Source organism: Sphingomonas sp. AC522 (assembly GCF_979258125.1).
In genome coordinates, this window is the sequence record NZ_OZ409836.1 from 795,679 (window position 1) to 820,696 (window position 25,018).

26 protein-coding genes are annotated in these 25,018 nt (G+C 63.2%); 12 read left to right on the top strand and 14 right to left on the bottom strand.

Annotated elements, in window-relative coordinates:
• Positions 1 to 15: 15 nt before the first annotated feature.
• Complete coding sequence (locus ACZZZM_RS04085) at positions 16 to 1,596, bottom strand: class I adenylate-forming enzyme family protein (protein WP_463593836.1); 1,581 nt, start codon at positions 1,594 to 1,596, stop codon at positions 16 to 18.
• Between the two features lie 20 nt (positions 1,597 to 1,616).
• Complete coding sequence (locus ACZZZM_RS04090) at positions 1,617 to 2,102, bottom strand: VOC family protein (protein WP_463593837.1); 486 nt, start codon at positions 2,100 to 2,102, stop codon at positions 1,617 to 1,619.
• Between the two features lie 193 nt (positions 2,103 to 2,295).
• Between ACZZZM_RS04090 and ACZZZM_RS04095 the strand changes: the two genes are divergently transcribed.
• From ACZZZM_RS04095 to ACZZZM_RS04115, 5 genes are all read left to right on the top strand, one after another.
• The gene (locus ACZZZM_RS04095) at positions 2,296 to 2,688 is read left to right on the top strand and encodes a nuclear transport factor 2 family protein (protein WP_463593838.1); all 393 of its coding nucleotides are present in this window, start codon (positions 2,296 to 2,298) and stop codon (positions 2,686 to 2,688) included.
• Positions 2,685 to 3,509, top strand: a complete 825-nt coding sequence (locus ACZZZM_RS04100) for an SDR family oxidoreductase (RefSeq protein ID WP_463593839.1) — start codon at positions 2,685 to 2,687, stop codon at positions 3,507 to 3,509. The genes ACZZZM_RS04095 and ACZZZM_RS04100 overlap by 4 nt, the downstream gene beginning before the upstream one ends.
• A 65-nt stretch (positions 3,510 to 3,574) precedes the next feature.
• Complete coding sequence (locus ACZZZM_RS04105) at positions 3,575 to 4,264, top strand: hypothetical protein (protein ID WP_463593840.1); 690 nt, start codon at positions 3,575 to 3,577, stop codon at positions 4,262 to 4,264.
• Positions 4,265 to 4,284: 20 nt separating this feature from the next.
• Positions 4,285 to 5,211: an aldo/keto reductase gene (locus ACZZZM_RS04110; protein ID WP_463593841.1), complete on the top strand. Its 927-nt coding sequence runs from the start codon at positions 4,285 to 4,287 to the stop codon at positions 5,209 to 5,211.
• 12 nt (positions 5,212 to 5,223) lie between these two features.
• Positions 5,224 to 5,709 (top strand): VOC family protein, encoded by a 486-nt coding sequence (locus ACZZZM_RS04115; protein WP_463593842.1) that lies wholly within the window; start codon positions 5,224 to 5,226, stop codon positions 5,707 to 5,709.
• Here ACZZZM_RS04115 and ACZZZM_RS04120 read toward each other — a convergent pair.
• From ACZZZM_RS04120 to ACZZZM_RS04175, 12 genes are all read right to left on the bottom strand, one after another.
• Positions 5,706 to 7,229: an AMP-binding protein gene (locus ACZZZM_RS04120; protein WP_463593844.1), complete on the bottom strand. Its 1,524-nt coding sequence runs from the start codon at positions 7,227 to 7,229 to the stop codon at positions 5,706 to 5,708. The two genes, ACZZZM_RS04115 and ACZZZM_RS04120, sit on opposite strands and share 4 nt — an antisense overlap.
• Positions 7,230 to 7,266: 37 nt before the next feature.
• Positions 7,267 to 8,307, bottom strand: coding sequence for an acyl-CoA dehydrogenase family protein (locus ACZZZM_RS04125; protein WP_463593845.1), 1,041 nt, complete (start codon positions 8,305 to 8,307; stop codon positions 7,267 to 7,269).
• On the bottom strand, positions 8,307 to 8,429 hold the full coding sequence (locus tag ACZZZM_RS04130) for a hypothetical protein (protein WP_463593846.1): 123 nt from the start codon (positions 8,427 to 8,429) through the stop codon (positions 8,307 to 8,309). The genes ACZZZM_RS04125 and ACZZZM_RS04130 overlap by 1 nt, the downstream gene beginning before the upstream one ends.
• Positions 8,429 to 9,238, bottom strand: a complete 810-nt coding sequence (locus tag ACZZZM_RS04135) for an aspartate/glutamate racemase family protein (protein WP_463593847.1) — start codon at positions 9,236 to 9,238, stop codon at positions 8,429 to 8,431. Before ACZZZM_RS04135 ends, ACZZZM_RS04130 begins: the two co-directional genes overlap by 1 nt.
• A 30-nt stretch (positions 9,239 to 9,268) precedes the next feature.
• Positions 9,269 to 10,045 (bottom strand): enoyl-CoA hydratase/isomerase family protein, encoded by a 777-nt coding sequence (locus tag ACZZZM_RS04140; protein ID WP_463593848.1) that lies wholly within the window; start codon positions 10,043 to 10,045, stop codon positions 9,269 to 9,271.
• Between the two features lie 29 nt (positions 10,046 to 10,074).
• The gene (locus ACZZZM_RS04145; protein WP_463593849.1) at positions 10,075 to 10,947 is read right to left on the bottom strand and encodes a phytanoyl-CoA dioxygenase family protein; all 873 of its coding nucleotides are present in this window, start codon (positions 10,945 to 10,947) and stop codon (positions 10,075 to 10,077) included.
• A gap of 80 nt (positions 10,948 to 11,027) precedes the next feature.
• Positions 11,028 to 11,831 (bottom strand): enoyl-CoA hydratase/isomerase family protein, encoded by an 804-nt coding sequence (locus ACZZZM_RS04150; RefSeq protein ID WP_463593850.1) that lies wholly within the window; start codon positions 11,829 to 11,831, stop codon positions 11,028 to 11,030.
• A complete protein-coding gene (locus tag ACZZZM_RS04155) occupies positions 11,828 to 12,940 on the bottom strand; it encodes an acyl-CoA dehydrogenase family protein (RefSeq protein ID WP_463593851.1) in 1,113 nt (370 codons plus the stop codon). The genes ACZZZM_RS04150 and ACZZZM_RS04155 overlap by 4 nt, the downstream gene beginning before the upstream one ends.
• Positions 12,941 to 12,958: 18 nt before the next feature.
• Positions 12,959 to 14,134: an acyl-CoA dehydrogenase family protein gene (locus ACZZZM_RS04160; RefSeq protein WP_463593852.1), complete on the bottom strand. Its 1,176-nt coding sequence runs from the start codon at positions 14,132 to 14,134 to the stop codon at positions 12,959 to 12,961.
• 2 nt (positions 14,135 to 14,136) lie between these two features.
• Positions 14,137 to 15,765, bottom strand: coding sequence for an AMP-binding protein (locus tag ACZZZM_RS04165; RefSeq protein ID WP_463593853.1), 1,629 nt, complete (start codon positions 15,763 to 15,765; stop codon positions 14,137 to 14,139).
• Positions 15,766 to 15,817: 52 nt separating this feature from the next.
• Positions 15,818 to 16,612 carry an enoyl-CoA hydratase gene (locus tag ACZZZM_RS04170; RefSeq protein WP_463593854.1) on the bottom strand — a complete coding sequence of 265 codons (795 nt, stop codon included), beginning with the start codon at positions 16,610 to 16,612 and terminating at the stop codon, positions 15,818 to 15,820.
• Between the two features lie 54 nt (positions 16,613 to 16,666).
• A complete protein-coding gene (locus tag ACZZZM_RS04175) occupies positions 16,667 to 17,950 on the bottom strand; it encodes a metal-dependent hydrolase family protein (RefSeq protein WP_463593855.1) in 1,284 nt (427 codons plus the stop codon).
• Between the two features lie 264 nt (positions 17,951 to 18,214).
• Between ACZZZM_RS04175 and ACZZZM_RS04180 the strand changes: the two genes are divergently transcribed.
• The 7 genes from ACZZZM_RS04180 to ACZZZM_RS04210 all read left to right on the top strand — a co-directional run bounded on the left by ACZZZM_RS04180 (position 18,215) and on the right by ACZZZM_RS04210 (position 25,015).
• Positions 18,215 to 18,568 (top strand): antibiotic biosynthesis monooxygenase, encoded by a 354-nt coding sequence (locus tag ACZZZM_RS04180; protein ID WP_463593856.1) that lies wholly within the window; start codon positions 18,215 to 18,217, stop codon positions 18,566 to 18,568.
• Between the two features lie 9 nt (positions 18,569 to 18,577).
• Complete coding sequence (locus ACZZZM_RS04185; protein ID WP_463593857.1) at positions 18,578 to 19,318, top strand: SDR family oxidoreductase; 741 nt, start codon at positions 18,578 to 18,580, stop codon at positions 19,316 to 19,318.
• Between the two features lie 13 nt (positions 19,319 to 19,331).
• Positions 19,332 to 19,808 (top strand): DUF3237 domain-containing protein, encoded by a 477-nt coding sequence (locus tag ACZZZM_RS04190; protein WP_463593858.1) that lies wholly within the window; start codon positions 19,332 to 19,334, stop codon positions 19,806 to 19,808.
• A gap of 13 nt (positions 19,809 to 19,821) precedes the next feature.
• Entirely contained in the window at positions 19,822 to 20,562 is a 741-nt protein-coding gene (locus ACZZZM_RS04195; protein WP_463593859.1) for an SDR family NAD(P)-dependent oxidoreductase, read from the top strand.
• A gap of 34 nt (positions 20,563 to 20,596) precedes the next feature.
• Positions 20,597 to 21,769, top strand: a complete 1,173-nt coding sequence (locus ACZZZM_RS04200) for an acetyl-CoA C-acetyltransferase (RefSeq protein WP_463593860.1) — start codon at positions 20,597 to 20,599, stop codon at positions 21,767 to 21,769.
• Between the two features lie 186 nt (positions 21,770 to 21,955).
• A complete protein-coding gene (locus tag ACZZZM_RS04205) occupies positions 21,956 to 24,124 on the top strand; it encodes a TonB-dependent receptor (protein ID WP_463593861.1) in 2,169 nt (722 codons plus the stop codon).
• A gap of 93 nt (positions 24,125 to 24,217) precedes the next feature.
• Entirely contained in the window at positions 24,218 to 25,015 is a 798-nt protein-coding gene (locus ACZZZM_RS04210) for an SDR family NAD(P)-dependent oxidoreductase (protein WP_463593862.1), read from the top strand.
• Positions 25,016 to 25,018 lie beyond the last annotated feature (3 nt).

The window sequence follows — 25,018 nt, forward strand, 5'->3', positions numbered from 1 at the left end:
CATACGTTTGGTTGATTACAAGGTGGGTCGCATCGTGGTGTGTTCGGCTGCGAACTGCTCGCGCAGCCGGTATTTGAGAATCTTGGTCGCCGACATCGGCCATTCGTCGACGAAGCGGACATGGCGTGGGATCTTGAAGCGGGCGATCCTGCCGCTGCAGAACTCGCGCAACTCGGCCTCATCCAGTGCGTGGCCCGGCTTCAGCTGGACGAAGGCGACGGGCACCTCGCCATATCGCGCATCGGGCGTCCCGACGACTTGCGTCAGCATGATCGCCGGGTGCGTGGCGAGAAAGGATTCGACTTCGAGCGCAGAGACATTTTCCCCACCCACCTTGAGCTGATCCTTAAAGCGTCCGTGGAAGGTGAGGAATCCTTCGGTATCGACCGAGCCGACATCGCCGGTGAGGAAAAAGCCGTCGGGAGTAAATTGCCCGGCCGTCAGTTGCGGGTCGTTCCAGTAGCGATCGAACAGCGCCTTCCCGCGGATAGCGAGTTCACCGGGTACGCCCGGCAGGAGCGGCGCATGGCTTTCGACGTCGAGGATGCGGAGTTCCCAACCTTCGAGCGGCGTTCCGCATGTCCCGAGCCGCTTGGCGGCATTGTCGCCGGGCGAGCCATAAACGGCGGTGCCGCTGGCTTCGGTCATTCCAAATGCGCCAATCAGCGGCGCTTGCGGAACAGCGGCCTGAATGCGTTGCTGAAGTTCCTCCGGCGCGACGTTGCACGACAGGCGGAGGCGCGAGAAATCCGCTTCGGCGAAGCGCGGATGCTCGATTATCGCGAGCGTGATCGTTGGGAAGAGCGGGTAGAAAACGGTCGGCGGGTGACGGCGCATGATGCCGATCGCCCCCTCGGGTTCGAAATGGCGCATCCCGGCATGCGTTCCGCCTGCTGCCAGCATCATGGCGGGGAAGAGAAGGCCGCCGATGTGAAACATCGGCAGCGGACACCACCAGAGGTCGTTCGCGCTGAGCGCAAACCGGTCGATGATCGCCCAGCAATTCGCCATCAGGCCGCGATTGGTGATGACGCAGCCCTTGGGGCTGGCGGTCGTGCCCGACGTATACATCAGCAGCAGCGGATCGGCCGGGAGCGGTGCTTCGGGCAGCGGACCCTCGTCCATCGCCAACGGTCGATCGGCGCGGGCGATGACCCTCAGGTCAGGCGAAGTGTCGAGCGAGAGCCGGTGCCAGTTGTCCGGCGGTAGATCCGGAAGCGCCTCGCGGAGCAAGGATGCGAAATCGACGATCTCGGGAATCGCATCGATCGTAATCAACGCAGTCATGCCCGAATCGAGAATAAGATGACGCAGTTCGAGCGCCTTGAAGCGCACGTTCATGGGAACGAGCACCACTCCAAGCATCGCCGCTCCGGCAACGAACTCGAGATAATCGAGCCCGTTGGGCAGCAGCAGGCCAACGCGGTCGCCGCTGCGGGCGCCTAGCGCCATGATCTGCCGCGCCCGCCGCTCGGCGTCATCCCGGAACTCGGCGAAGCTGCGCGTCTCCTCATCGAGGATGAGCGCGATACGCCGGGGTCCGCGCGCCGCCGAATTGCGGATCGCTTGGGCAAGGGTCAGGGGGCGGGGCGCCACCGTTGGGCTCCTGTCGGCGGTTATTCCGCCGCCTGGGTCGCGGGATGCCAATTCCCGTCGTCATGCGTTTCATAGGGTGCGGCGATTTCCAGCAGGATGCCGTGTGCGCTCTTGGGCGAAACCCAGCCCCAGCGCTGCCAGGGCATGTTGGGATCGCCGGCGATCTCGCCCGTCAGTTCTATGCCCTTTTCCTTGAGCTCGTTCAGCGATTTCTCGAGCGTCGGCGTGGTCAGGCAGATGTGATGGACATGCTCGCCCTTCTTCGCGAGCCGCTCGCCGAGCTTGGAGGCGGGGTCGGGCTGCATCAGCTGGATTTCGACGCCATGGTCCGAGACGAAGGTGCACCAGTGCATCTTGTCACCGCCGCCATCGAAATCGTCATAGCGCACGATCGGCCGCGCCAGCTGGCCTGGATCGAGCACCGAAAGAATCTTGGTCCAATCGTCGATCGCCTGATCGAGGTCGTTCACCAGGAAGGAAATATGGGCAATCGGGCCGCTCGGCATGGTCCTCACCTTTCCGTTTCTACAAGGGTGAAATGCTGGCCAGCCGCCGATTATTTTTCCGGCGACGCAGCATCATCCTTGATCGCTTTCACGAATCGAACTATCGGTTGATTGGCGGATTGGCAACAGCCGTTGTCATTTCGCAGAAGGGCATGGGGTGCCTTCGGTAAGCGCATTGGGGAGGCAGCGGATCATGAAGCATCGAGCGATCTGCGAGCGTTTCGTGACTGCGCTCGGGCAGGGCGACTGGCCGGCAATGGATCAGATGCTTCATCCCGACTTCGAAGTCGTGGAGGCCGAAGGGCTGCCTTATGCAGGCACATATTGCGGTTTCGAGGGATGGCGGCAGCTGTCCGACGCGGTGCTCTCCACCTGGTCGGGCTTCCGCCTGCAATTGGTCGAAATGCACGGTGGCGACGATGATGCGGCAGTGATGCGCTTCGCGATGTCCGGCCGCTCCCGAAAGACGGGCACTGCCTGGGAAACCACGGTGCTCGAGCTCTGGAAATTCCGCGACGGGAAACTGGTGCGGATCGACCCCTATTATTTCGACACAAATCTACTCGCAAGGGCCGACGCTGCATGAATCTTCTTACCCAACCGGCACGAACCGGCGCTTCGGCGCAGGTCGGGCCGGCCAATCTGTTCGACGTCAGCGGCAAGACCGTCCTGATCACCGGCGGGGCGCAGGGACTTGGCCGGATGATCGCCGAAGGTTTCATCGACGCCGGCGCAACGGTGATCATCACCTCGCGCAAGCTCGAAGTGGCGGCCGAGGCTGCAGAGGAAATGGCGCGGCGTGGAACATGTCATGCGTTCCAGGCGGATCTCGGCACGACCGAAGGCTGCGAGGCGCTGACGCGCGCGATCCTCGAAAACCACGAGCAGATCCATGTGCTGATCAACAATGCCGGCCGCACCTGGGGAGAGCCGCTCGAGCAATTCTCCGATCGCGGCTGGAGTTCGGTGATGCCGATCAATCTCCAGGCGCCCTTCATGATGGTCCGCGACCTTTTGCCCGCGCTCAAGGCCGCAGCGAGCGAAGGCGATCCTGCCCGCGTGATCAATATCGGCTCGATTGTCGGCGTCGTCGTGGAGCCGCTGACGGCCTATTCCTATGCCGCGAGCAAGGCGGCGATCCACCATTTGTCGCGAGTGCTTGCCGCCGAGCTTGCCGAGTTCCGCATCACCGTGAACAGCGTAGTGCCCGGCTATTTCCCGACCAACATGACCGAATATATGCGCGATGACGGCGAATATGCGGAACTCACCGCACGGGTCCCTCTTGGGCGGCTCGGACAATCCTCGGACATCGTAGGGGCGTGTATCCTGCTCGCGTCGAAGGCGGGCGCCTACATGACCGGATCGGAAGTCACGATCGATGGCGGCATGAGCGGCTGCCGCTGACATAGTTTGACCACGCAAGAGCAGACCAGAGCTGCCAATCGAAGACAGAAAGCAGGAGAGAGTAGATGGAGCGTCCGCCCAGCCAGCCGCGTCGCGAGACAATCGCAACCGACGAACGTCCGGCCTATGATTCGATCGTGAAGCGCTTCCGTGCCTGGTTCAACGCTGGAGACGCGCCGCCGGAGGAGCATTTCGAAGTCGGCACCTATTTCGGAGCGCTGCTCAACAGCCCCAACATGTGCTCGCTGGCGTCGCAGATGGGCGGCTTCTTCCGCAATGTCGGCAACGGCACCGGCTCCTATTCGCACGCCGACCGTGAATTCGTCGATCAGGTGCTCGCGGACGAATTCAAGAGCAACGTCGTCCAGCATGTGCATATCATCGACGCAGTAAAATCCGGCGTGCGGATCGAGGCCATCGAAGCGTTGCGTGCGGGGCGGCCTCAGGATCTCAACGAGGACGAGCAGTTGCTCGACCGCTATATCCGGCAGGTGGTCAACGGGAAGGTCGATACTGAGACCTATGGCCGCATCCTTGCGCGAATGGGCGGCAAGCGCGGACTGGTCGAGTTCACCGGGTTCATTCTGTGGCTGCAATGGATCATGCGAATGATGGAAGCGCTCGACACCGGGACGTTGAGCGATCCGGAAGTCGACGATCTGGTCAAGGAGGCCCGCGCGCTTTCTGCGGAAAAGGATTGGGCAGGCGGCGGCGGCAACTGGCACCCCGCCAGCCAGCTGCAGACCCAGCAATAAGCGCGCCGGGGGAAGTCGCGATGGACATGGTGAGAATGGGCCGGTCGGGACTGAAGGTCTCGGCCGTCGGATTAGGCTGTAACAATTTCGGCTGGTCGATCGGCCCTGAGGAATCCAGGCCGGTGGTGCACAAGGCGCTCGACGCCGGCATCACTCTGTTCGACACCGCCGACTTCTACGGCTCTCCGCCGGGCAATGCGGAGACCGTGCTCGGCCCGCTGATCCGCGGGCAGCGCGACAATATCGTGCTGACCACGAAGTTCGGCTTCCCCTTCGACGGTGGCGCTCCGGACAATTCGCGCGGATTCATCCTCCGCCAGCTCGAAGGCAGCCTCGAGCGGCTCGGCACCGATTGGGTCGATATCTACATGATCCACATCCCCGATGAGGGGACGCCGCTCGACGAGACCCTGCGGGCGCTGGACGACATCGTCACTTCGGGCAAGGCGCGCTACATCGCCGTCTCCAACATGGCGCCATGGCGCGTCGTCGAGGCGGATTGGGTCGCGCGCGAATTGCGCACGCATCGTTTCATCTGCAGCCAGAACGAATACAGCCTGCTTCAGCGCGAGCCGGAGAAAGAGCTCATCCCCGCGCTTCTCCACCGCGGCATGACGCTCAATCCCTATTTCCCGCTCGCCTCGGGAATGCTCACCGGCAAATATCTCGAGGGCGGCGAGGGGAGGCTCAAGGACAATTTCCTCGGGCTCGGCAACATGTTCCTCACCGAGCGCAACCACGCCATTGTCCGCCGGCTTGATACCTACGCCAAGGAACGCGGCCATATTCTGATCGAACTGGCGATGAGCTGGCTCGCTTGCCAGCCGGCGGTGGCCGGGATCATTGCGGGCGCCACCAAGCCCGAGCAGGTCGAGCAGAACGTAAAGGCGGCATCGTGGAAGATGAGCGCGGAAGAACTCTACGAAATCGCCGCGATAACCGTCTGAGAGGAGGCTGGCATGATCAACGGTGTCCACCACGTCTCGATCGCGACGACCGATCTGGAGCCGATGCTGGTTTTCTACCGCGATCTGCTCGGCTTCGAAGTGCGCGAGGCGTGGCGCGTAGAGCAAACCGACGAGACTTTCCAGACGATCGTCGGGCTCAAGGACGCCGCCTTTCACGCCGCCTGGCTGCGTGCGGGCAATGTGGAGATTGAGATTTTCCACTACCTCCATCCGCGCGGGCGTCCGCTGCCGCCAAGCCCTGCCTGCGACGCCGGCATCCGCCACATCTGCTTCGACATCAGCGATCTCGCAGGCGAATATGCCCGGCTTAAGGCAGCGAGCGTCGAGTTCTTCTCCGAGCCCCAGCATGTCCCGGCCGCGGGGGTGACTACGGTCTATGCGCGAGACCCAGACGGCAATATCGTCGAGCTACAGGAAGTGCATCCCGGCAGCGCGATCCCGCAAATCGCGAGCTTCGCGCCGCTCGGCCGGGCCTAGGCTTCGACCGCTTCCGCCGCCGCCCTGCGCATGACGTGCTTCATGATCTTGCCGGTGCCGTTGCGGGGGAAAGCATCGACCACGTCGATCTGCTTGGGGAGCATGTGCCGTCCCAGCCGCTCTTCCATCAACGCCTGGAGTGCATTGCGGTCCAGGCGAGCGCCCGGTTTCAGGCGGACCGCGGCAGCCACTGCCTCGCCCCAGCGCGGATGCGGCACGCCATAGACCGCGACTTCGGCGATAGCGGCATCCTGCGCGATTACCTCCTCGATGTCCTTGGGATAGATGTTCACGCCGCCGCTGATGATCATGTCCTTCTTGCGGTCGACGATGAAATAATAGCCGCTGGCGTCGCGCCTGCCGAGATCGCCGGTGTGCAGCCAGCCCTTCTCCAGCGCAGCTGCGGTTTCGGCCTCGCGGCCCCAATAGCGGCTCATGATGTTGGGCCCGCGCACCAGCATCTCGCCCACCGTGCCGTGCGGCACCTCGCCGCCCGCATCGTCGGCGATCATCATCTCGCAAAGCCGCATCGGATGCCCGATCGAGCCGAGCACGGCATTATGTTCGAGTCCGCCGAGCGTGCAGCAATGCGAGGTGGTTTCAGTCATGCCATAGGCATGGACGAAGACGGGGCGACCAATCGTCGCTAGCGCGTCTTCGAGACGGGTCCGCGTCATCGGCGCAGCGCCATATTCGACCGTGCGCAGTGAAGTAAAATCGGTGACCCCGAAATCGGGATGATCCAGCAGGTCATAGATGATGGTGGGCACGCAGAAGACGTGCGTCACGCGCTCCGCCGCGATGGTCCGCAGCACGAAGCCAGGCTCGAACTTGGGCGAGAGGATCGTCCGCGCGCCAACCGACAGATGCAGTACCGAGTGGACGATCGCAGCATGGTAGAGCGGCGCGATCTGCAGGTTGACGCTGTCGATTGTCGGCCTGAGTACGGCGGCCAGATTGTGCCAGTCTGCCTGATAGCTGCCATGCGTCAGCACGACGCCTTTGGGCAGCGACGTGGTGCCGCTGGTGTAGACGATGGCGGCGTCGTCATCCGTATTGGTCTTTTCGAGCGGGCAGTCTTCCGTCGCGCCGGCCAGCAGCGTTTCATAGTCGATCTGCTCGCCGCTCGCGCCATCCACCAGAATGACCGAGCCGACTGAATCCACGCCCTCAGCCAGCGTCAGCGTCTCGGCAAAGCGCGGCGAAGAGATCACCGCAACTGGCCGGCAATTTTCCATCAGCAGGCAATGCTCGCGCGGCGTTAGCAGCGAGTTCAGCGGAACATAGAGTCCGCCGATCGCAGTGATTGCAAAGAAGGATTCGAGGAATTGCGGGCAATTGGCGAGGAGCACGCAGATGCGGTCGCCCTTGGCCACACCCCGCCCTTTAAGCGCATTGCCCAGCCGCCGCACGCGGGCCGCGAACTCCGCATGGGTCCAGCGCCGTCCCTCGAACGCAATCGCCTCGCGCGCTGGATCGATTGCCGGATTGTCGAGGATTTGGCGGGCGATATTCGTCATTGCAGAGCTTCCCCTCGTCGCCGCGCCAGTTGCCGCCTCATCCGCGGCTATAGCCCATCGCCATGAAGGTCTCCTTGGCGATGAGCACCTTCATGATTTCGTTCGTGCCGGCACCGATCTCGTGGTGCTTGCCGTCGCGGTAGAGGCGTGCGGTCTTATTGTCCTCGAGCTGTCCGGCTCCGCCCCAAATCTGGACCGCGTCACCTGACGCCTTGGTGAGCATCCGCGACGAATAGAGCTTCAGGATCGCTGCCTCGCGGGTGACCTTTTCGCCGCGGTCGAGCGCGCGGAGCAAGCGGAACAGCATGGTGCGGGACATTTCGATGCCGGTCGCCATTTCGGCAATCATCTCCTGGACGAGTTGATATTGCCGGATCGCCTTGCCGAAGACCTTGCGCTCGTCGGCATAGGCCACCGCCTGGTCGAGACAGGCCTGGGCAAGGCCGATCGTCGATGCGCCGACCAGCACGCGCTCGGCATCGAGCGAATCCATCAGCATGCGAAAGCCATTGCCGACGCGGCCGAGGATCTGGCTTTCGGGAACGCGGATATTGTCCATGAAAACCTCGCCGGTGGGCGAGGAGCGCATGCCGAGCTTGTTGAACGGGCGCCCGGTCTCGAAACCCTCCATCCCGCGTTCGAGAATGAACCAGGTGCCGCCGTCGATGCGGCTGGCTTCGTCGCTGGTTCGCGCGATGATGACCAGAAAATCGCCATCCGGGGCATTGGTTACCCACGCCTTTTGGCCCGACAGGATCCAATGGTCGCCATCCTTTACTGCGCGGGTCTTCGGATTGAGCGCGTCGGAGCCGCCGGTCGGCTCGGTGATGCCCATCCCGCCGACTTTTTCCCCGGCGAGTACCGGCACCAGATATTTGCGCTTCTGCTCCTCGGTGCCGTGGCGGTCGATCGCGCGGGCAAAGAGCATGATATCGGCGAACAGCACCAGATCGAGCCCGGCATCGACGCGTGCGGTTTCCTCGCTGACGATAGCACGCGTCGCGTACGAACCGCCCGAGCCGCCATATTCCTCGCTGAAGCACGTGCCGAGCAGGCCGAGATCGCCCAGGCGCTTCATCAGCGATCTGGGGGGGCGCCGTCGGCCTGCATCTGCGGCACCAGCGGCTCGACTTCCTGGACCATGAAGCGGCGCACGCTGTCCTGCAGCATGCGCTCGTCATCGTTGAGCAGATCGTCCATTATGCTGCCACCTCGGCGTTCCAGCCGAGCCCGAAGAGCCGGTCGATACGGTCGCGGTTCTTGCGGTCCATCTTTTCGAACACGCCGATGCGGCTGATCGCCGGCAGGCCCAGGGACTTGCCAAGGTCCGCGCGAAGCTCGGCAACCTTGAAACCGACCGACATGGTATCGAACACCGGAATTCCGGTGCCGGGCACTTCGGCCAAGCCATTGGTCGAGGCCATCACGCTCAGCCCCGCGCTGCCGAGCACGATCACATTGGCGCCGCGATCGATGAGCTTGCGCGCCGCCGCCACCACCGAGTCGATGACCGGTCCGGGCGTGACGAACCCGTCGGTAAAGGCCGCGACGGAAGGGATGCTGATCTTTTCGATTCCTGCCAGGCGACCGACCAATCCCGCGCTTTCGGTCATCGTCTCGCAATATTCGACCCAGCTCGGATCCTGCACCGTGACGATGCCGATCTTCTTGCCATATTGCGCGGCGAGATGGAGCGTGGCTTCCATCGGGCCGACCATCGGAATGTCGATCAGCGTACGCGCCTCGATCACGCCGGGATCGCCCGAACATGCGACCATGACTGCATCGCAACCCTCGGCTTCGGCCTCGACTGCGCGCTGGACGACGTCGATCTTGTTGAGGATGATCGGGAAGGCAAACACCGTATCCGCCGCGCGCCGCAGCCGCGCGACATATTTGTGGACGATCTCGGTATCCGGCCGCTTCACCCGCGCAAAATTGGCGTCGATAAGCTTGGTATAATCACGCGACAGCTCTTCGCAATTCACGTGGACGACGCAGATCTTCATGCTTTCCTCCGGATGGGGCGGGGCCTCATGTCATTGGCCTTTGAAATCGGCAGGGCGTTTTTCGAGAAATGCGGCAACGCCTTCTTGGACGTCGCGCGATCGAAACAGCCTGGCGAACAGACTGGTCTCGAGGCGCAGCGCTTCGGCCAGCCCCAGCTCGAGCCCGAGATTGACTGCCTGCTTGGCGGCGCTGACTGCGAGCGGCGCATTGCCTGCAATCCGGCGGGCGAGCGCCATGGCGTGCGCAAACAGATCGGCAGTCGCGACCACTTCATCGACCAGCCCGATCTGCTGCGCCTCGACCGCCGAGATCCGGTCACCGGTGAACAGCAGCCGCTTGGCGGTGCCTATGGGAATGAGGCGGGGCAGGTTTTGGGTTCCACCCGCGCCGGGAATGATGCCGAGCGACACTTCGGGTTGCCCAAACAATGCATCCACCGCGGCGATGCGGATGTCGCACGCCATCATCAGCTCGCATCCGCCGCCCAACGCGCTGCCGTTTACTGCCGCAATAACGGGGCAGGGGAAGTGGAAGATTACTTCCTGAATGATCTGTATGCGGCGCGCGTAGCGCTCGGCGGAAACCTCGTCGAGCGTTTGGAAATGGCGGATATCGCCGCCTGCCACGAAGAAGCGCCCGGCGCCAGTCAGCACCACCACGCGCGCGGGCGGCTGGGCTGCGGCGATCGTGTCGAACGCCGCAAGCAATGCCTCGCCCACATCGGGGTGGAATGCGTTGACCGGCGGATTGTCGATGGTGACGACATGAATCCCGCCTTCCGCATTTACGCTTACAAGCCCGCCCACATCCGCCTCGGCTTTCGTTCGCTCACGCGTCAATCGATGACGATAGGGAAGGAAGGATGGTCGAACGGCCTGTCCAGGACGAGCCCGCGATCATCGGTGCGGTGATTGGGCGCGCCGTTATAGCAGATGCGTGCGTCCATGCGCCGCGAGCCCCAGGCCCAGCGATCGTGTGTGGTCGACTGGTTGGGCTGCGAATAATGCATGGTCAGGCTGTGATGAGCCAGCGCGTCGCCCGGCATCATGTGAAACGCCGGCGAGACCTCGAACTGATCGAGCAGCCACGGATAAATCTCGACCGCACCGTCGGCGCAGAAGCTGCCGTCGGGCCGGCGATACGTCGTCGCCTTGCCCATCGGAGGCAGCTTGTGGCTGCCGCTGAGATATTGGAGGCAGCCCATGTCGGGCGTGATTTCGACGGCGGCGACCCAGATCTGGAGGTCGTTGGCCCGATCCAGCGGCGTGGCAGGATAATCCTGATGCCAGGGCGTCGCGTTGGAGAAGAAGCTGTCGCCCTTGCCGCGCGCGGGCTTGTGAAACACGCTGTCCGCGAAAAGCCGCAGCGGGCGAGTTCTGATCATCCGCGCGCTGGCCTCGCCCAGCTCGCGACAGCATGCGAGCGCTTCCATCCATGCGTCGCTCTCGCGCAAATTGGTCGAGGCGACATATTCGACGAGATTGGCGCCGGTCGTGCCCGGCGCACGCTCGCTGACATAGCCGTCCGCACCGCTGATCCGGTCCTCGATCACCTTTTGCATATGCTCGTAGAGCTCGCCGGCGAGCGCGGGGGTGAACAGCGCATCGAGCTTTACCCAGCCATATTCCTCGAAGAATTCCACTTCGGCATCGGTCACTTCGCGAATCTGGTCGAACCCCGTGGGTATCACTTGTGCAGCTTCAAGCACCTCTGCCTCCATACCGTCCAGTTTGCCCGGCTATCTACCAACCATACGGAAGGTAGGCCGGCTTGTCGAGCGCATTTGGCTCAATATGCGGCCTGCCTTCCGAATTGCGGGCGGCGCTTTTCGCGCATCGCGGCAAGCGCCTCCCGGTGATCGGGAGTCATGACCGTAAGTGCCTCATAAGCGGCGAGCATGTCGATCTCGGCGATGGCGGCGGCGCGCAGCCCAGCGTTGAGCGCGATCTTGGTATAGCGGATCGCCTGCTGGGCGCCGCGCGCGAGTTTGTGGGCGATCTGCGCAACCTTGGCGTCGAGTTCCTCTTCGGAAACGACATGGTTGATCAGTCCCATCTCCTTGCCTTCGGCGGCAGTCGCGAGATCGCCGGTCAGCAGCAATTCCTTTGCCCGCATGTGCCCGATGATGTGCGGCAGGATGATCGCGGCGCCATCGCCGGCAGTCAGCCCGACGCGGACATGGGGGTCCCCGAAACGCGCGCTTTCCGCCGCAACGATGATATCGCAGCCCAGTGCCAGCGTCGCGCCGAGCCCTATCGCGTCGCCGTTCATCCGACAGATTAGCGGCTTGGGGAATTCGAGCATCGACAGCACGATCTGCTTGATCTCCTCGATGATCGGCAGAAACCGGCAGGGATCCGCCGCGCTTTCCTCCATCCATTCGAGATTGCCCCCGGCGCAGAACGCACGCCCGGCGCCGGTGAAGATCACCAAGTCTACGCGATCGTCGGCCGCCAGCGTGCGGAACACCCAGCACAGCTCGCTATGCATCTCCGGTCCCACGGCATTGAGCTGACCGGGGTTGTCGAGCGTCAGCGTAGCGATGTTGCCGTCATGCGTGACCGTCATGGTCTTGAGATCGGTCAGCTTCATGCAGCCCTCCGCTGAGTGAGTTCGAGATGGCGGCGACGATGATAATCGAGGTCGCCGTACGTCCGCGCGATGGCCCGGATGCGCTTGTAATAATGGCCGACGGCGGTTTCCTCGGTCATGCCGATTCCGCCATGGAGTTGAATCGCCTGGCCGCAGACGAATTCGCTCGCCTGAATGATCGTAACCATTGTCGCCGAGACCGCCGCGGCACGTGCCGCAGGTGGTGCATCGGCGGCGGCGAGCCCGCGCAACACCATCGAGCGGGCGTTTTCGAGCTTCACATACATTTCGGCGATGCGATGCGTGAGTACCTGGAACTTGGACAGGGTCCGCCCGAATTGCTCGCGGGTCTTCAGATATTCGGCGGTCATATCGAGCGCCGCATGCATGCAGCCGACTGCTTCCGCCGCGAGCATCATCGATGCCTCGTCTACCGCGCAATCGAGCGCTGCTTGGGCGTCGGCGATCACGAGCGTGGCGGGGGCTGCGCTGAAAGCGAGATCACAGGCGCGGCGCTGATCGATCGTGCGGTAGCGCCGGATCGTGAGCCCTGGGGCATCCGCATCGACCCGTAGCAATGCGGTTTTGCCTTCGAGGCGCACGGAGACCAGGAAGTGGTCGGCGCTGGGGCCGTCCGGGACGATCAGCTTAATACCGTCCACGACATGCCCGTTGGCCGCGACGCGCGCTTGAGTCGCGACGATGCCGGGGTCGAAGTTCGAATTGGCTTCTTCGGTTGCCAATGCGACGATGGCTTCACCCCCGGCGATCTGCCCGATTAGCGCGGCATGATCGCCGGGCGCGTCGGCTCGAGTGAGCAGGCGCGGGGCAAGGACGGCGCCGGAGACATAGGGCGCCGCGACGAGGCCGCGACCGAAGCCCTCCATCAGCAGGGATGCTTCGATCAGGCCGCACCCCAGCCCGCCCATATCCTCTGGTACCAGGAGCATCAGCCAGCCGAGATCGGCGAAGCGCGCCCAATCCTTGCGCGAGAATCCGTCGGGCGAGTGCGCGTAGGCGTGCGCCTGCTCGAAACCGTGCTCGTCGGCCACGTATCGCTCGACGCTGTCCTTGAGCGCAACCTGTTCGTCGCTGAGCGTGAAGTCCACCTGTCTTCTCCGAGAGAGTTAGAGGCCAAACTGCTGCTTGGCGATGATCCCGCGCTGAATCTCGTTGCTGCCGGCGTAGATCGTCGTCGCGCGCAGGAAGAGCTGACGGGCGGCCAGTCCGGGGACATAGGCCGCGGGGTCGGCGGGCAGGTCGTTGCGGCCGATGTCGGCCTCGTCATAATAGATGCGGCCGCGCGGCCCGATAATGTCGACGGCGAGGTCGGCCATGCGCTGCTGCAATTCGCTGGCGACGATCTTGAGCCCCGAGGCGATGCCGGCATTCTTGCTGCCGCTGATCACTTCGCGCAGCACCGACCATTCGAGCCCGTCCAGGTCGATCTCGAGCTGCGCGATGCGACGGTGAATCTCGGTCTGGTCGCCCCTCGCTTCCAAATCTGCAATGTCCTTGAGCAGCTCAAGGTCGCGCTTGGCTCGGGGCACGTGCGCGTTGGTGATCCGCTCGTTGGCGAGGAGGAATTTGGCATAGTCCCAGCCCTTGCCGTTTTCACCGAGAAGGTTTTCGGCGGGGACGCGAACATGCTCGAAAAAGACTTCGTTGACGCTGTGGCCCTCATCGATGGTGAGGATCGGACGAACCGTCACACCGGGGGAATCCATCGGGAACATCAGCATGGAAAGGCCGCCCTTTTGCGGGGGCAGATCGGGATTGGTGCGGGCGAGGCAGAACATCCAATCGGCATAATGGGCTTCAGTGGTCCAGAGCTTCTGGCCGTTGAGAACGAAGTGATTGCCGTCGAGGATCGCGGTGGTGCGCACCGATGCGAGGTCCGAGCCCGACGAGGGTTCGGAGAACCCCTGACACCAGAAGATCTCGCCGGTGAGGATATCGGGAATGTAGCGCGCCTTCTGCGCTTCGGTGCCGAAGGTGTAGAGCAAGGGCCCGACCAGCCGCAGCCCGAAATAACTGGGGAAGGGAGCGTCGGCCGCTGCGCATTCTTCCTCGAAGATATGAACGTGGAGCGGCGACCAGCCGGTGCCGCCATATTGCTGCGGCCAGTGTGCCGCGGCCCAGCCGCGATCGTTGAGGATGCGGTTCCACAGCTTGAGATCGGCCTTGGTGGGATGCGCGCCCTGGCGCGTGCGTTGCGCCATGTCGGGCGGCACGAGACCGCGAAGCGCGGCGCGGATCTCGCTGCGAAAACGCTCGTCCGCTTCGGAGAACTTCAAATCCATATCTACTCCGATGCTTCGGCGATGCGGCGCGCGGTTTCGCGCAACAGATCCTTGCGGACCTTGCCGATCGCAGTGCGTGGCAGGTCCTCGACCAGTTCGAGATGCTCCGGGATCTTCTGCTTGGCCATGCCGGCGCCGACCAGGAAGCGTGCCATCTCGGGGAGGTCGATACGCTGGTCGCCGGTGGGAATGACGAAAGCGCAGACCATCTCGCCGGTCCGTGCATTGGGCATAGCAACCACTGCGATGTCAGCGATCGCGGGATGACCGAGCAAGACGTCCTCCACCTCCTTCGGGCTGATATTCTCGCCGCCCCGGATGATGATGTCTTTCTTGCGCCCCGTGATTAGGATGAAGTCGTCATGGACGATCCGCCCAAGGTCTCCCATTCGGAAGAACCCCTCTTCGTCGAGCGTGCCGGCATTGTCCTCTTCACGGGTGTAACCGACGAGCATCTGGGGACCGCGCGCGACGATCTCGCCTTCCTCGCCGAGGGGAAGCAGTTCGCCGGTGATCGGATCGACCACGCGGGCCTCGCATCCCAGAATCTGGCCATCGGTCTCTGCGCCGAGAGCGGCATGCGTGCGGGTGTTGATGCCGCCGGTGATGTTGGGGACCTCAGTTGCACCATAGATGCGCGAGAAGGCGCAGTGGGGAAACCATTCGGTGGCTTCGTGGATGAGTTCGGGCCGCACCTGCGCGCCGCCGCACAGATAGAAGCGTAAATCAGGAAGATGTTCGTTCGCTCGCTGGGCCTCGTCGAGCAGGTCCTGGAGAAAAATAGTCGACGCGATCATACCAGTCGCGCGGTGCCGCCGCATGGCTTCGAGCGCGGCGACGGGATCCCAGACATCGGCCAGGATCGTGGTGATGCCCAGCGTGAACGGCATGCACAACGAATAGAGCATGCCGGTAACGTGCGTGACCGGCGAGGGATTATAGAGCAGGTCGTGCGCATCGACGCCGAGATGGCGGTGCCGCGCCCAATTCTCAGCCTGAAGGCTATTGTGACTGTGCAGAACGCCCTTTGCGCGGCCAGTGGTGCCCGAGGTGTACATCACCAGCTTCACCGCGTTGGGATCGGCGCCGGGGAGGGCTGCAGTCGCATCGCCTTCCGCCAGCAGTGCATCATAGCTGGTGAGATCGCCGGGATCGCCGCGCGCCACGACGATCTCGACATCCGCGCCGATCCGCCGGGCCATCGCGGCATAGTCGAAGTTGCGGAAGACGGCCGGGATGAACAGCATCCGGCTGCGGCTGTCGCGCAGCATGAAGGCGACTTCGGAGTCGCGGTAGATCGGCGTGATCGGGCCTATCACCAGTCCTGCCATCGCCGCCGCCAGGCCGATCACCACGGCTTCGCGCCAATTGGGGAGCTGGAAGCTGATGGTGTCACCGGGCTTGTAGCCGCGGCGGACCAGCGCACTTGCGAGCAGCCGCGCTTCCCTGTCGAGCTCGCCGAGCGTGAAGCTGCGCGCGCCTTCGATCACCGCGACATGATCGGGCATCGTCGCCAGCCTCTCCGCGAGATGATCGGCAACGGTCTTGTCGGCCCATGAGCCCGACGTGACGAACTCCGCGGCGCGAGGGGCGTCCCAGCGTGTCAGCCAGCCCCCTACGTCACGCCGCACCGCATCTACCTCCCGTTTGTTTGAATAAACTTAGTTCCGGCAAATGAGGAAGTCAATTTGCTTCATTTGCCAGAATCGCATTGCCGAGCCCGCCATCACGGATCGACTGGAAGGCGCTGGCGACATGCGACAATTGGTGGGTATCGAAATGTGCCGCGATGGCGACGCTGAAGCCCTGGGCATCCATCGTGCGATTGAGCGAGCGCTTGAGAATAGAGAGTGCAAAGGGTGACGCCTTGGCGATGCGCTGCGCCAGCTCCATCGTGCGCTCCTCCAACTCGGCACGCGGCACGACATGATTGACCATGCCCAGCCTCTCGCCCTCCGCTGCGCTGATCCGCCCCCCGGTATATAGCATTTCGCGCGCCTTGCGCTGGCCGAGCACCCAGGGATGGACCAGCACTTCGACGGCTGCGGCACCCAGGCTGTGCGCCACCGGATCGGAAAAAAAGGCGTCGTCGGCGGCCATGACGATGTCGCACATGTTGGCGACCATGAAGCCGGCGGCGATGCAGGCTCCCTGGACCTGCGCGATGACCGGCTTTGGCGTGTGGAAGATCTGCAGCGTATAATCGAGATAGCGCTTCACTTCGAATTGCCAGCGCTCCTCGACGGTGAAGTCGCCGCGCTCGCGCTGCGCTTCCTTGAGATCGTGGCCCGCCGAGAAATGCTCGCCCTTGCCGGCGAGGATGATGACATGGACCGTGTCGTCCTCGGCCGCAGCGGTGAAGGCATGGTTCAGATCGTCAAGCAGCTGGCGGCTCTCTGCGTTGCGCGCCTCGGGCCGGTTATGGCTGATCCGGCGGACCGCGCCGAACTGCTCGATCGCCAGGGTTTCGTATTGCACGCAGCTTCCTTTCGAAACGGCGGGGGGCGCAGTCCACGCGCCCCTCGCTTCAGTCTATTTTGCGTAGGCCGGCTCGCGTTCGGCCTTGGCCGCGCTGCCGCGGGCGAGCGAATCGAGGCGTGACGCGTAGAGCTTGCCGCCCTTGGCGATCGCCAGGAAATTGGCGGGATCGGCGAGCAGCTTGATGTTGGCCACGGGATCGCCATCGACAATGATGAAATCGGCGAGCTTGCCCTTGGCGATGGTGCCGAGCTCGTCATTGCCCGCGACCATCTCGCCGCCGAACTTGGTGGCCCAGCGGATCACGTCGAGCGGCGGGATGCCGGCGACGGTGACGTAGAAATCGAGCTCCTCGCCATAGGTGCCGTGATCGAGCGGCTGCGCGCCGTAATCGTCTCCGAGCGTCATCTTGAGGCCGGCCTTGTTGGCGATCGGCAGCATCTCGATCATCTCGTCCATGCCGCGCTGCATCTCGTCGATCAGCGAGCCGGTCCAGATCTGGCAGGCGAGATACGGGTAGCGGATGCTGGGGACGAGGAAGACGTCCTTTTCCAGCATCGCATCGATGCATTCCTGATCCAGCCCATCGCCATGATCGACGATGTCGATGCCCAGCCGGACGCAGGCGAGGAGGCCTTTCTTGTTGGCGATGTGCGCGCGAATGCGGGCGTTGCGTGAATGCGCAGTATCGATCGCGGCCTTGAGCTCTTCCTCGCTCATCTCGAGATCGGGATAATTGCCGACCACGCCGTGCCCGGGCGTGGCAAAGATCTTGATCATTTCCGCGCCGCGCTTGAGTTCTTCACGGACCGCCCGGCGGAAGGAGTCCACCCCGTCGGCGATGTTGGTCTGGGAGGTCATGCCGCTGCCCCAATGCCATTCGAAGCCGTCCTGCGAATGACCGGTGGTGCTGACATCGCGGCTGCCGGCAACCACGCGCGGCCCCTCGATCAGACCCTGCTCGATGGCCTGCTTGCAGGCGAAGTCGATGGCATAGGGCGCGCCTGCGCTGACCACGCCGGTGAAGCCGGTATAGAGCGCCTGGCGCAGATGATTCGCGGCGCGCAGGGTCTGGATGGCGGGGGGCGCTTCCATGCCGACGGGGAGCTTCTCCGCGGCGCTGAAGCGCGTGTAGGTCGCGTGGTAATGGCCATGGACCATGCCCGGCATGACCGTACGGCCGCCCAGATCGTAGACGTCGCCATCGGGATCGCTCGATTCATAGGTGCCGGTGTCGACGGCCTCGAAGCGATCGCCGTTGACGATGATCGTGACATTGTCGCGCGGTGCGTTGTCGCCGTCGAGCAGGCGGGCGTTCGTCAGAACCAGGCGTCGCATATCAACCTCTCCCAAATTGCCTTCGGTACGGGATGCCGCGAGCCGCCGATTCGCTGTCGCGCATGCATGGGCGACAAGGATCGCAGCGCACGGCCTGCCCCGCCCAGCCGGTTACGATTGCCGATATCCTATGCCTTCCAACCGTTTGTCGCAATCAGTTTTTCTACCTTATGTTTGATTGTTTTGGATCGCGCTTGACCAATGCTGCGACGCCATGCCAAACAATCGGTAGATGGAAATTCGGAAGCATCAAGGAGAGCGGTGATGTCGAAAGTGTGGGTCAAGGGGCATGCACGGGCCAAGGATGGCGACACTGCGCGCTTCGAGAAATGGGCGGCGGATCTGGTCGAGAAGATCCGCAGCTCGGACCCCAACACCTTGGCGTTCGGCGTCTACCCGACCGGCAGCAACGACGAATATGTCTTTCTCGAGCTCTATGCCGATTCATCCGCGGCGATGGGCCATTTCGCCAATGTCGGACCGCTGCTCGGCGAGATGGGCAATGTCGCGGACCCGACCGGGGCGGCGCTCGAAGTCTATGGCAATATCAGCGATGAGCTGCGTGGCGCCTATGCGGCCTGGGGACCTGTCGTGCTTGTGCCCGTATCGGATTGTTGAGCCGCTGAAATGCAAGCGAAGCCGCGCAGCGTAGTGATTGGTGGGGGCGGGGGGCTCGGCGTTGCGATCTGCCGTGCGCTTGCCGGAAGCGGCATGCAGGTGGTGCTGGCCGATCTAGACGGCGCGCGCGCCAGGGGCCTTGCCGATGCGCTTCGCGCCGAGGGGCTGGATGTCGCCGCCGAGCAATGCGACGCCGCATCGGCCGCGGATGTAGAAGCAATGGCCGGGCGGCTGGAGGCTGGCGGGCCAGTGGATGCCGTGATCGCGATGGCGGGAGTCGTCCGCAACGATCTGGTCGTCAAGGTAAAGGATGCGGATTTCGACCTGACCATCGCCACGCACCTGAAGGGCACGCTGAACGCGTTGCGCGCCTTCCTGCCGGCGATGCGCAAGCGCGGCTATGGCCGGTTCGTCACGATGAGCTCGATCGCCGCGCGGGGATCGATGGGCGGCGCGAGCTATTCGGCGGCGAAGGCGGGAATCGAGGGGCTGACCCGCACCGCGGCGATCGAAATGGCCAGCAGCGGCGTGACGGTGAATTGCGTCGCGCCCGGCCTGGTCAATGCGGGCATGTTTCTGACCGTACCCGAAGACTATCAGAAATCGAGCCTGGCATCGGTGCCGATGGCGCGTGCCGCCGAACCCGCCGAGATCGCCGATTGCGTGCGCTTCCTCGCATCGCGCGAGGCGAGCTATGTTACCGGGCAAACGCTCAACATCTGCGGCGGGCTCAGCATCGGGCCGCTCTAGGCGCGCGCGTAGAATGAACGGAGAGGTCATGCTCAATCTCAATTCCAGGCTGCTGTTCCATATTTCGATCGAGCCCGACGACTATCAGATCCTCGGCCAGACCCATGCCGGCGGCGAGCGGATGACCGTGCCGATCCGCAGCGGCTATTTCGAAGGCGAGCGGATGCGGGGGATCGTAATGCCTGGTGGGTCGGACTGGATCATCCGACGGCCCGACGACGTGCTCCAGCTCAACGTGCGCATCACACTCAAGACCGACGACGATCAGCTCATCGCCATGCGCTATCGCGGGCTGCGCCATGGCTCACCGGAAATGCACGCGAAAGCGACGCGGGGCGAGGCGATCGACTGGGAGAAATATTACTTCCGCACCGCGATCGAATTCGAAACCGCGTCGGAGAAATATTCCTGGATGAACAAGATCTTCGCGATCGGCGTCGGCTATCGCGAAGCCGGTGGCCCGCGCTATTTCGTCCACGAGATATTGTGAGGGCAGCCGCCGCGTGACGGACAACGTGACGTTCGTCGCCGGCGGGACCGGTGGCCTGGGTTCGGCGATCTGCGAGACGCTCGCGGGAGAAGGCCGGCGGGTGTTCCTAACCTGTCACAGCAATGTGGAAGCGGCGAAGCGGCTTGTCGAGGCGGGGGCGGCGATCGGGTACAGCCAGGCCGATCTGGGGTCGATCGAGCAGGTCGAGCGGGCGCTCGATGCGGCGGGAAAGCTGGGTTCGGTCGATGCGATCGTCTATGCGGCTGGCCCGCCAATCCCGCAGCGCTGGTTCTCGTTGGTCACGCCCGAAGACTGGCGCCGCAACGTGATCGGCGAGCTCGATGGGTTCTTCAATCTCGCCCACGCCGTTCTGCCGCGGTTGCGTGCATGCGGCGCATCGGCGCTGGTGGCGGCGACGAGCTTTGCGACGCGACGCGTTATCGCCGGCGACATTCTCTCGGCAGTGCCCAAGGCGGGCATCGAAATGCTCGTCCGCCAGATCGCGCGTGAAGAGGGGCGATACGGGATCCGCGCCAATTGCGTTGCGCCAGGCATCATTGATGCTGGGCTCGGACTGAAAGCCCAGCAGGAGCATCACACGCCGAAAATCTGGGACGCCCAGCGCAGGTCCGTGCCGCTCCGGCGCTTCGGCACCGCGCAGGTGATCGCCGATGCCGTCGCGTTCCTGCTCTCCGAACGTGCCGCCTATATCACCGGCCAGTCCATCGCCGTCGACGGCGGCATGTCGACATGACCGGCCTCGTTTCCATTCAATCAGGAGTATCGTGATGGCCGAAGCATATATCGTGGCCGCTGCCCGCACTGCCGGCGGCCGCCGCAAGGGGCGGCTGTCAGGATGGCATCCTGCGGATCTGGCGGGGTTAGTCATCAATGCGCTGATCGAGCGCGCCGGAGCCGATCCGGCAATGATCGAGGACGTGATCATGGGCTGCGTCACCCAGGCGGGCGAGCAGTCGTCGAATGTCGCGCGCTGGGCGGCGCTGGCTGCCGGACTCCCCGAATCGGTTCCCGGCGTGTCGATCGACCGGCAATGCGGTTCGTCACAACAGGCACTGCATTTCGCCGCCGCGACGGTGATGTCGGGCCAGATGGATTGCGTGGTCGCAGCGGGTGTCGAGAGCATGAGCCGCGTGCCGATGGGGTTGGCGTCGGATCACCTCGGCAAAGAGGGCTTCGGATCGCATAAGGGCGTGCGCAACGAAGAGCGCTATCCCGGAATCGTATTCAGCCAGTTTTACGGGGCCGAGGAAATCGCGCGGAAGAACGGCTTCACCCGCAAGGATCTCGACCAGTTCGGTCTTTCGAGCCAGCAGCGGGCCAAGGCCGCGACCGAAGCCGGCTATTTTGATGATGAGATCGTACCGGTCGATATCATCCTGCCGGATGGCACGCCGGACATCCATCGGATCGACGAGGGAATCCGCTTCGATGCCACGCTCGAATCGATCGGCAGCGTGAAGTCGATCGTGGAAGGCGGCCGCGTTTCCGCGGCGACTGCCAGCCAGATCTGTGACGGCGCATCGGGGGTGCTTGTCGTCAACGAGCATGGGCTCAAGGCATTGGGCGTCGCGCCACTTGCACGGATTCACTCGATGACGGTGACGGGTGGCGATCCGGTGGTGATGCTGGAAGAGCCGCTGTTCGCCACCGATCGCGCATTGAAGCGTGCGGGCATGACGATCGGGGAAATCGACCTGCACGAAGTCAACGAGGCGTTTGCACCGATCCCGATGGCCTGGCTGAGACATGCCGGCGCAGATCCGGACAAGCTCAATGTGCATGGCGGCGCGATCGCGCTCGGCCACCCGCTAGGAGCATCGGGCACGAAACTGATGACGACACTGGTGCATGCGTTGAAGCGCACCGGGGGCCGATATGGCCTGCAGACGATGTGCGAAGGCGGCGGCATGGCGAACGTTACGATCGTAGAGCGGCTTTAAGGGAAACATCGCGCCCGACGCGCGAAATGCCTGCTCGCACGCCCGGAAAATTCAGTCCATTCTGGTACATAAAGGAGGGCATCCGGACTTTTCGAACGTACGATTGGTATTCTTGACAAACAATCGGTAGGCAGGCACGTTATATCGGGATTAGGGCCAAAAAGGCCATGTCGGGGAGGATTGTTTGTGAACAGGAATCGTATTCCGTTGCTGCTGGCGGCATCTGCTCTAACTGCAATTTCGGCGCCCGCATGGGCGCAATCGACGCCGGGCTCCGCCGCCAGCGAACCGGAATCAAGTCAGACTGCAGCGACCGAAACTAAGGATGACGGCGAGATTGTCGTCACTGCCCAGCGCCGCAGCGAGCGGCTTACCGACGTGCCGATTTCGGTCACCGCCATTAGCGGCGAAGCTATGAGCTCGGCAGGCGTTGCGATCACCACCGATCTTGACCGCGTGACTCCGGGGCTGACCTTCACGACGACCGCGTCCCACGCTCAGCCGAACATTCGCGGCGTCGGCAGTGCGCTCACCGGTCCGGGCGCGGACAACAACGTCGCGATCTATGTCGACGGTGTCTACCAGGCGGCCCAGAGCACGCTGTTCATGGACTTCAACAACATCCAGCAGATCGAAGTACTGAAAGGGCCGCAGGGCACGCTGTTCGGTCGCAACGCAACCGGCGGCGCGATCACAATCAAGACGCTCGATCCGGGCTTCGACTTGGACGTTCGCGCAGGCGCGAGCTATGGGCGCTTCAACGACCTCAAGCTCACCGGCTATGTGAACCTTCCAATCGGCGATAAGGTCGCGATCAACGTCGCCGGCCTGTACCGCAACATGGACGGCTACATCACCAATATCTTCAACGGGAAGAAGATACCGGGGCCGCACAACGTGGCCTTCACCGGCAAGCTCCTGTTCCAGCCGACCGAGAATTTCCGCATGATCCTGACCGGCGGTTTCATGGACCGCGAGGATCAGAAGAACGAGGCATTCGCGCCGTACGGAAAGACCTCCGCTTATTTCGCAAATCCCAGCTTCGTGGTGCCGGGCCCCTATCAGACCAATCAGGATCTTCAGCCGCGCTATCTGGTCAAATCGCGGTCGGCGAGCCTGCGTACTGAGCTTGATCTGGATGCAGGCACGCTTTCCACGACTACCGGCTATATCAAGTATAACGGCGATCTCGGGTTCGATAACGATCAGGCGCCGGGTTCTGCGGGCTTTTCGAGCCTGCTCGATCGTTCGGAGATGTTCAGCCAGGAAGTGAACTTCGCCTCCGAGAAGTTCGGTGCGTTCAGCTTCGTCACCGGTCTGTATTTCTACAAGGACGATTCGGGTCGCGACCAGCCAATCTCGGCCAGCTTCGGAGCCACGCCGTTCCTCCGCACGGTCTCAAGCGTCAAGACCACCGCTTATGCGGGCTATGCCGAAGCCAATATCGACTTGAGCGACAAGCTGCATGCTATCGCCGGCCTTCGCTACAGCCATGAAAAGAAGGTGGGCCGCGGGCGCCGCGTAGTCGGCGCAGGAACGCCGGTTGATCTCGCGGATAGCTGGAACGCTCTGACACCGCGCTTTGCGCTACGCTACGAACTGACCGATCGCTCGAATATCTATGCGAGCTACAGCAAGGGTTTCAAATCCGGCGTGTTCAACGTCGCCGGATTGCAGACCCAGCCGGTGAATCCCGAGAACATCAATGCGTATGAAATCGGGTTCAAGACGAGCAACCGCGGCTTCCGCTTCAACGCATCGGTCTTCTATTACGACTACCAGGACATCCAGGTTCAATCGCAGCTGAGCACGACGACCCTCGTGTTCCAGAATGCCGCCGCGGCGACGATCTATGGCGCCGATTTCGACGTTGCATTCGATCTGAGCGATGAATTCTCGATCACGGCCGGCGGTGCCTATACCCATGGCCGCTACGATAAATTCCCGGGCGCACTCACCACGGCGAAGGACCCGACCACCGGCCGGGTGTCCATCATCGGCTATCTCGATCAAAGCGGCAAAGCCACGGTGCGCACGCCCGAGTTCAGCGGCAACATATCGGCCAATTACAACAAGCAGACATCGGCGGGCACGCTCGGCCTGAATACGACCTACTCGTACATCGACAAATATTTCATCGGACCGGACAATCGCGCATTCGTCCCCGGTAACAGCCAACTCAGTGCCGAAGCTTCGTGGACTACGAAGGACGATCGCTGGCGCTTCGCGATTTGGGGCAAGAACCTCACCAACGAAGTCCGCCTGCTGTTCCTGACCACCGGCGCGCAGGGCGATCTCGCCATCTACGATCTGCCACGGACATATGGCGTGTCGGTCGGCTTCAACTTCAAATAAGTCTGGTCACGATCTCGCGCGGCGAGTGGCCTGGTGCTTCAATGCTCGGGCAACTCGCCGCGCTTTTGCGTCCGGCATCCAGGAGAAGAATAGATGCGAGCGATTGTCACGGGTGCGGCGAGCGGAATCGGGCGGGTAGTGGCGCATCGGCTGAACGCGGATTCGATCGCGCGCGAAGGCCGGGGGGCGCAGCTCACCCTCGCCGATATTGCTGCCGATCCCCTCGAAGCGGTGGCGGCGGCGCTGGTTGCCGAGGGCGCCGAAGTGACGACGCTAGCGGCCGATCTGGCGGACCCGGCAGTGTCGCAGCAGATCGTCGATTTGGCGGCACGCACTTATGGCGGCCTGGATACGCTGATCAGCAATGCCGGGCTGCTGCGGTCGGGGTCGCTGCTCGATCTCTCGCTAGAGGATTATGAACTAACCTTTGCAGTCAATACGCGCCCAACCTGGCTGCTTATCAGGGCCGCGCGCGAGCACCTGCGCGATTCGCAAGGGTCGGTCGTCGTCACGGCTTCGATCGCGGCGCACCATCCGATCCCCGCGCAGGGGGCCTATTCGGCCAGCAAGGCGGCGCTGCTGATGATGGCGCGCCAGCTTGCCTGCGAACTCGGGCCGGAAGGGATCCGTATCAACACCGTTTCGCCAGGGGCGACGCTGACGGGGATCGCCGGGGACATGGTGATCGACCCGGCGGTCACCGAGCGCGGCGGCCCCGAAAGGAACCGCAACCCGCTGGGGTTCATTTCGTTGCCCGAGGATCAGGCCGCGGCAATCGTATTCCTCGCCGGGCCCGATGCGCGGTTCATCACCGGCTCCGATCTAGGCGTCGATGGCGGCGTTCGGACCCAGTTGATGGTGAAGTCCGGGCACCCTCTCAATCCCAGTTGATTG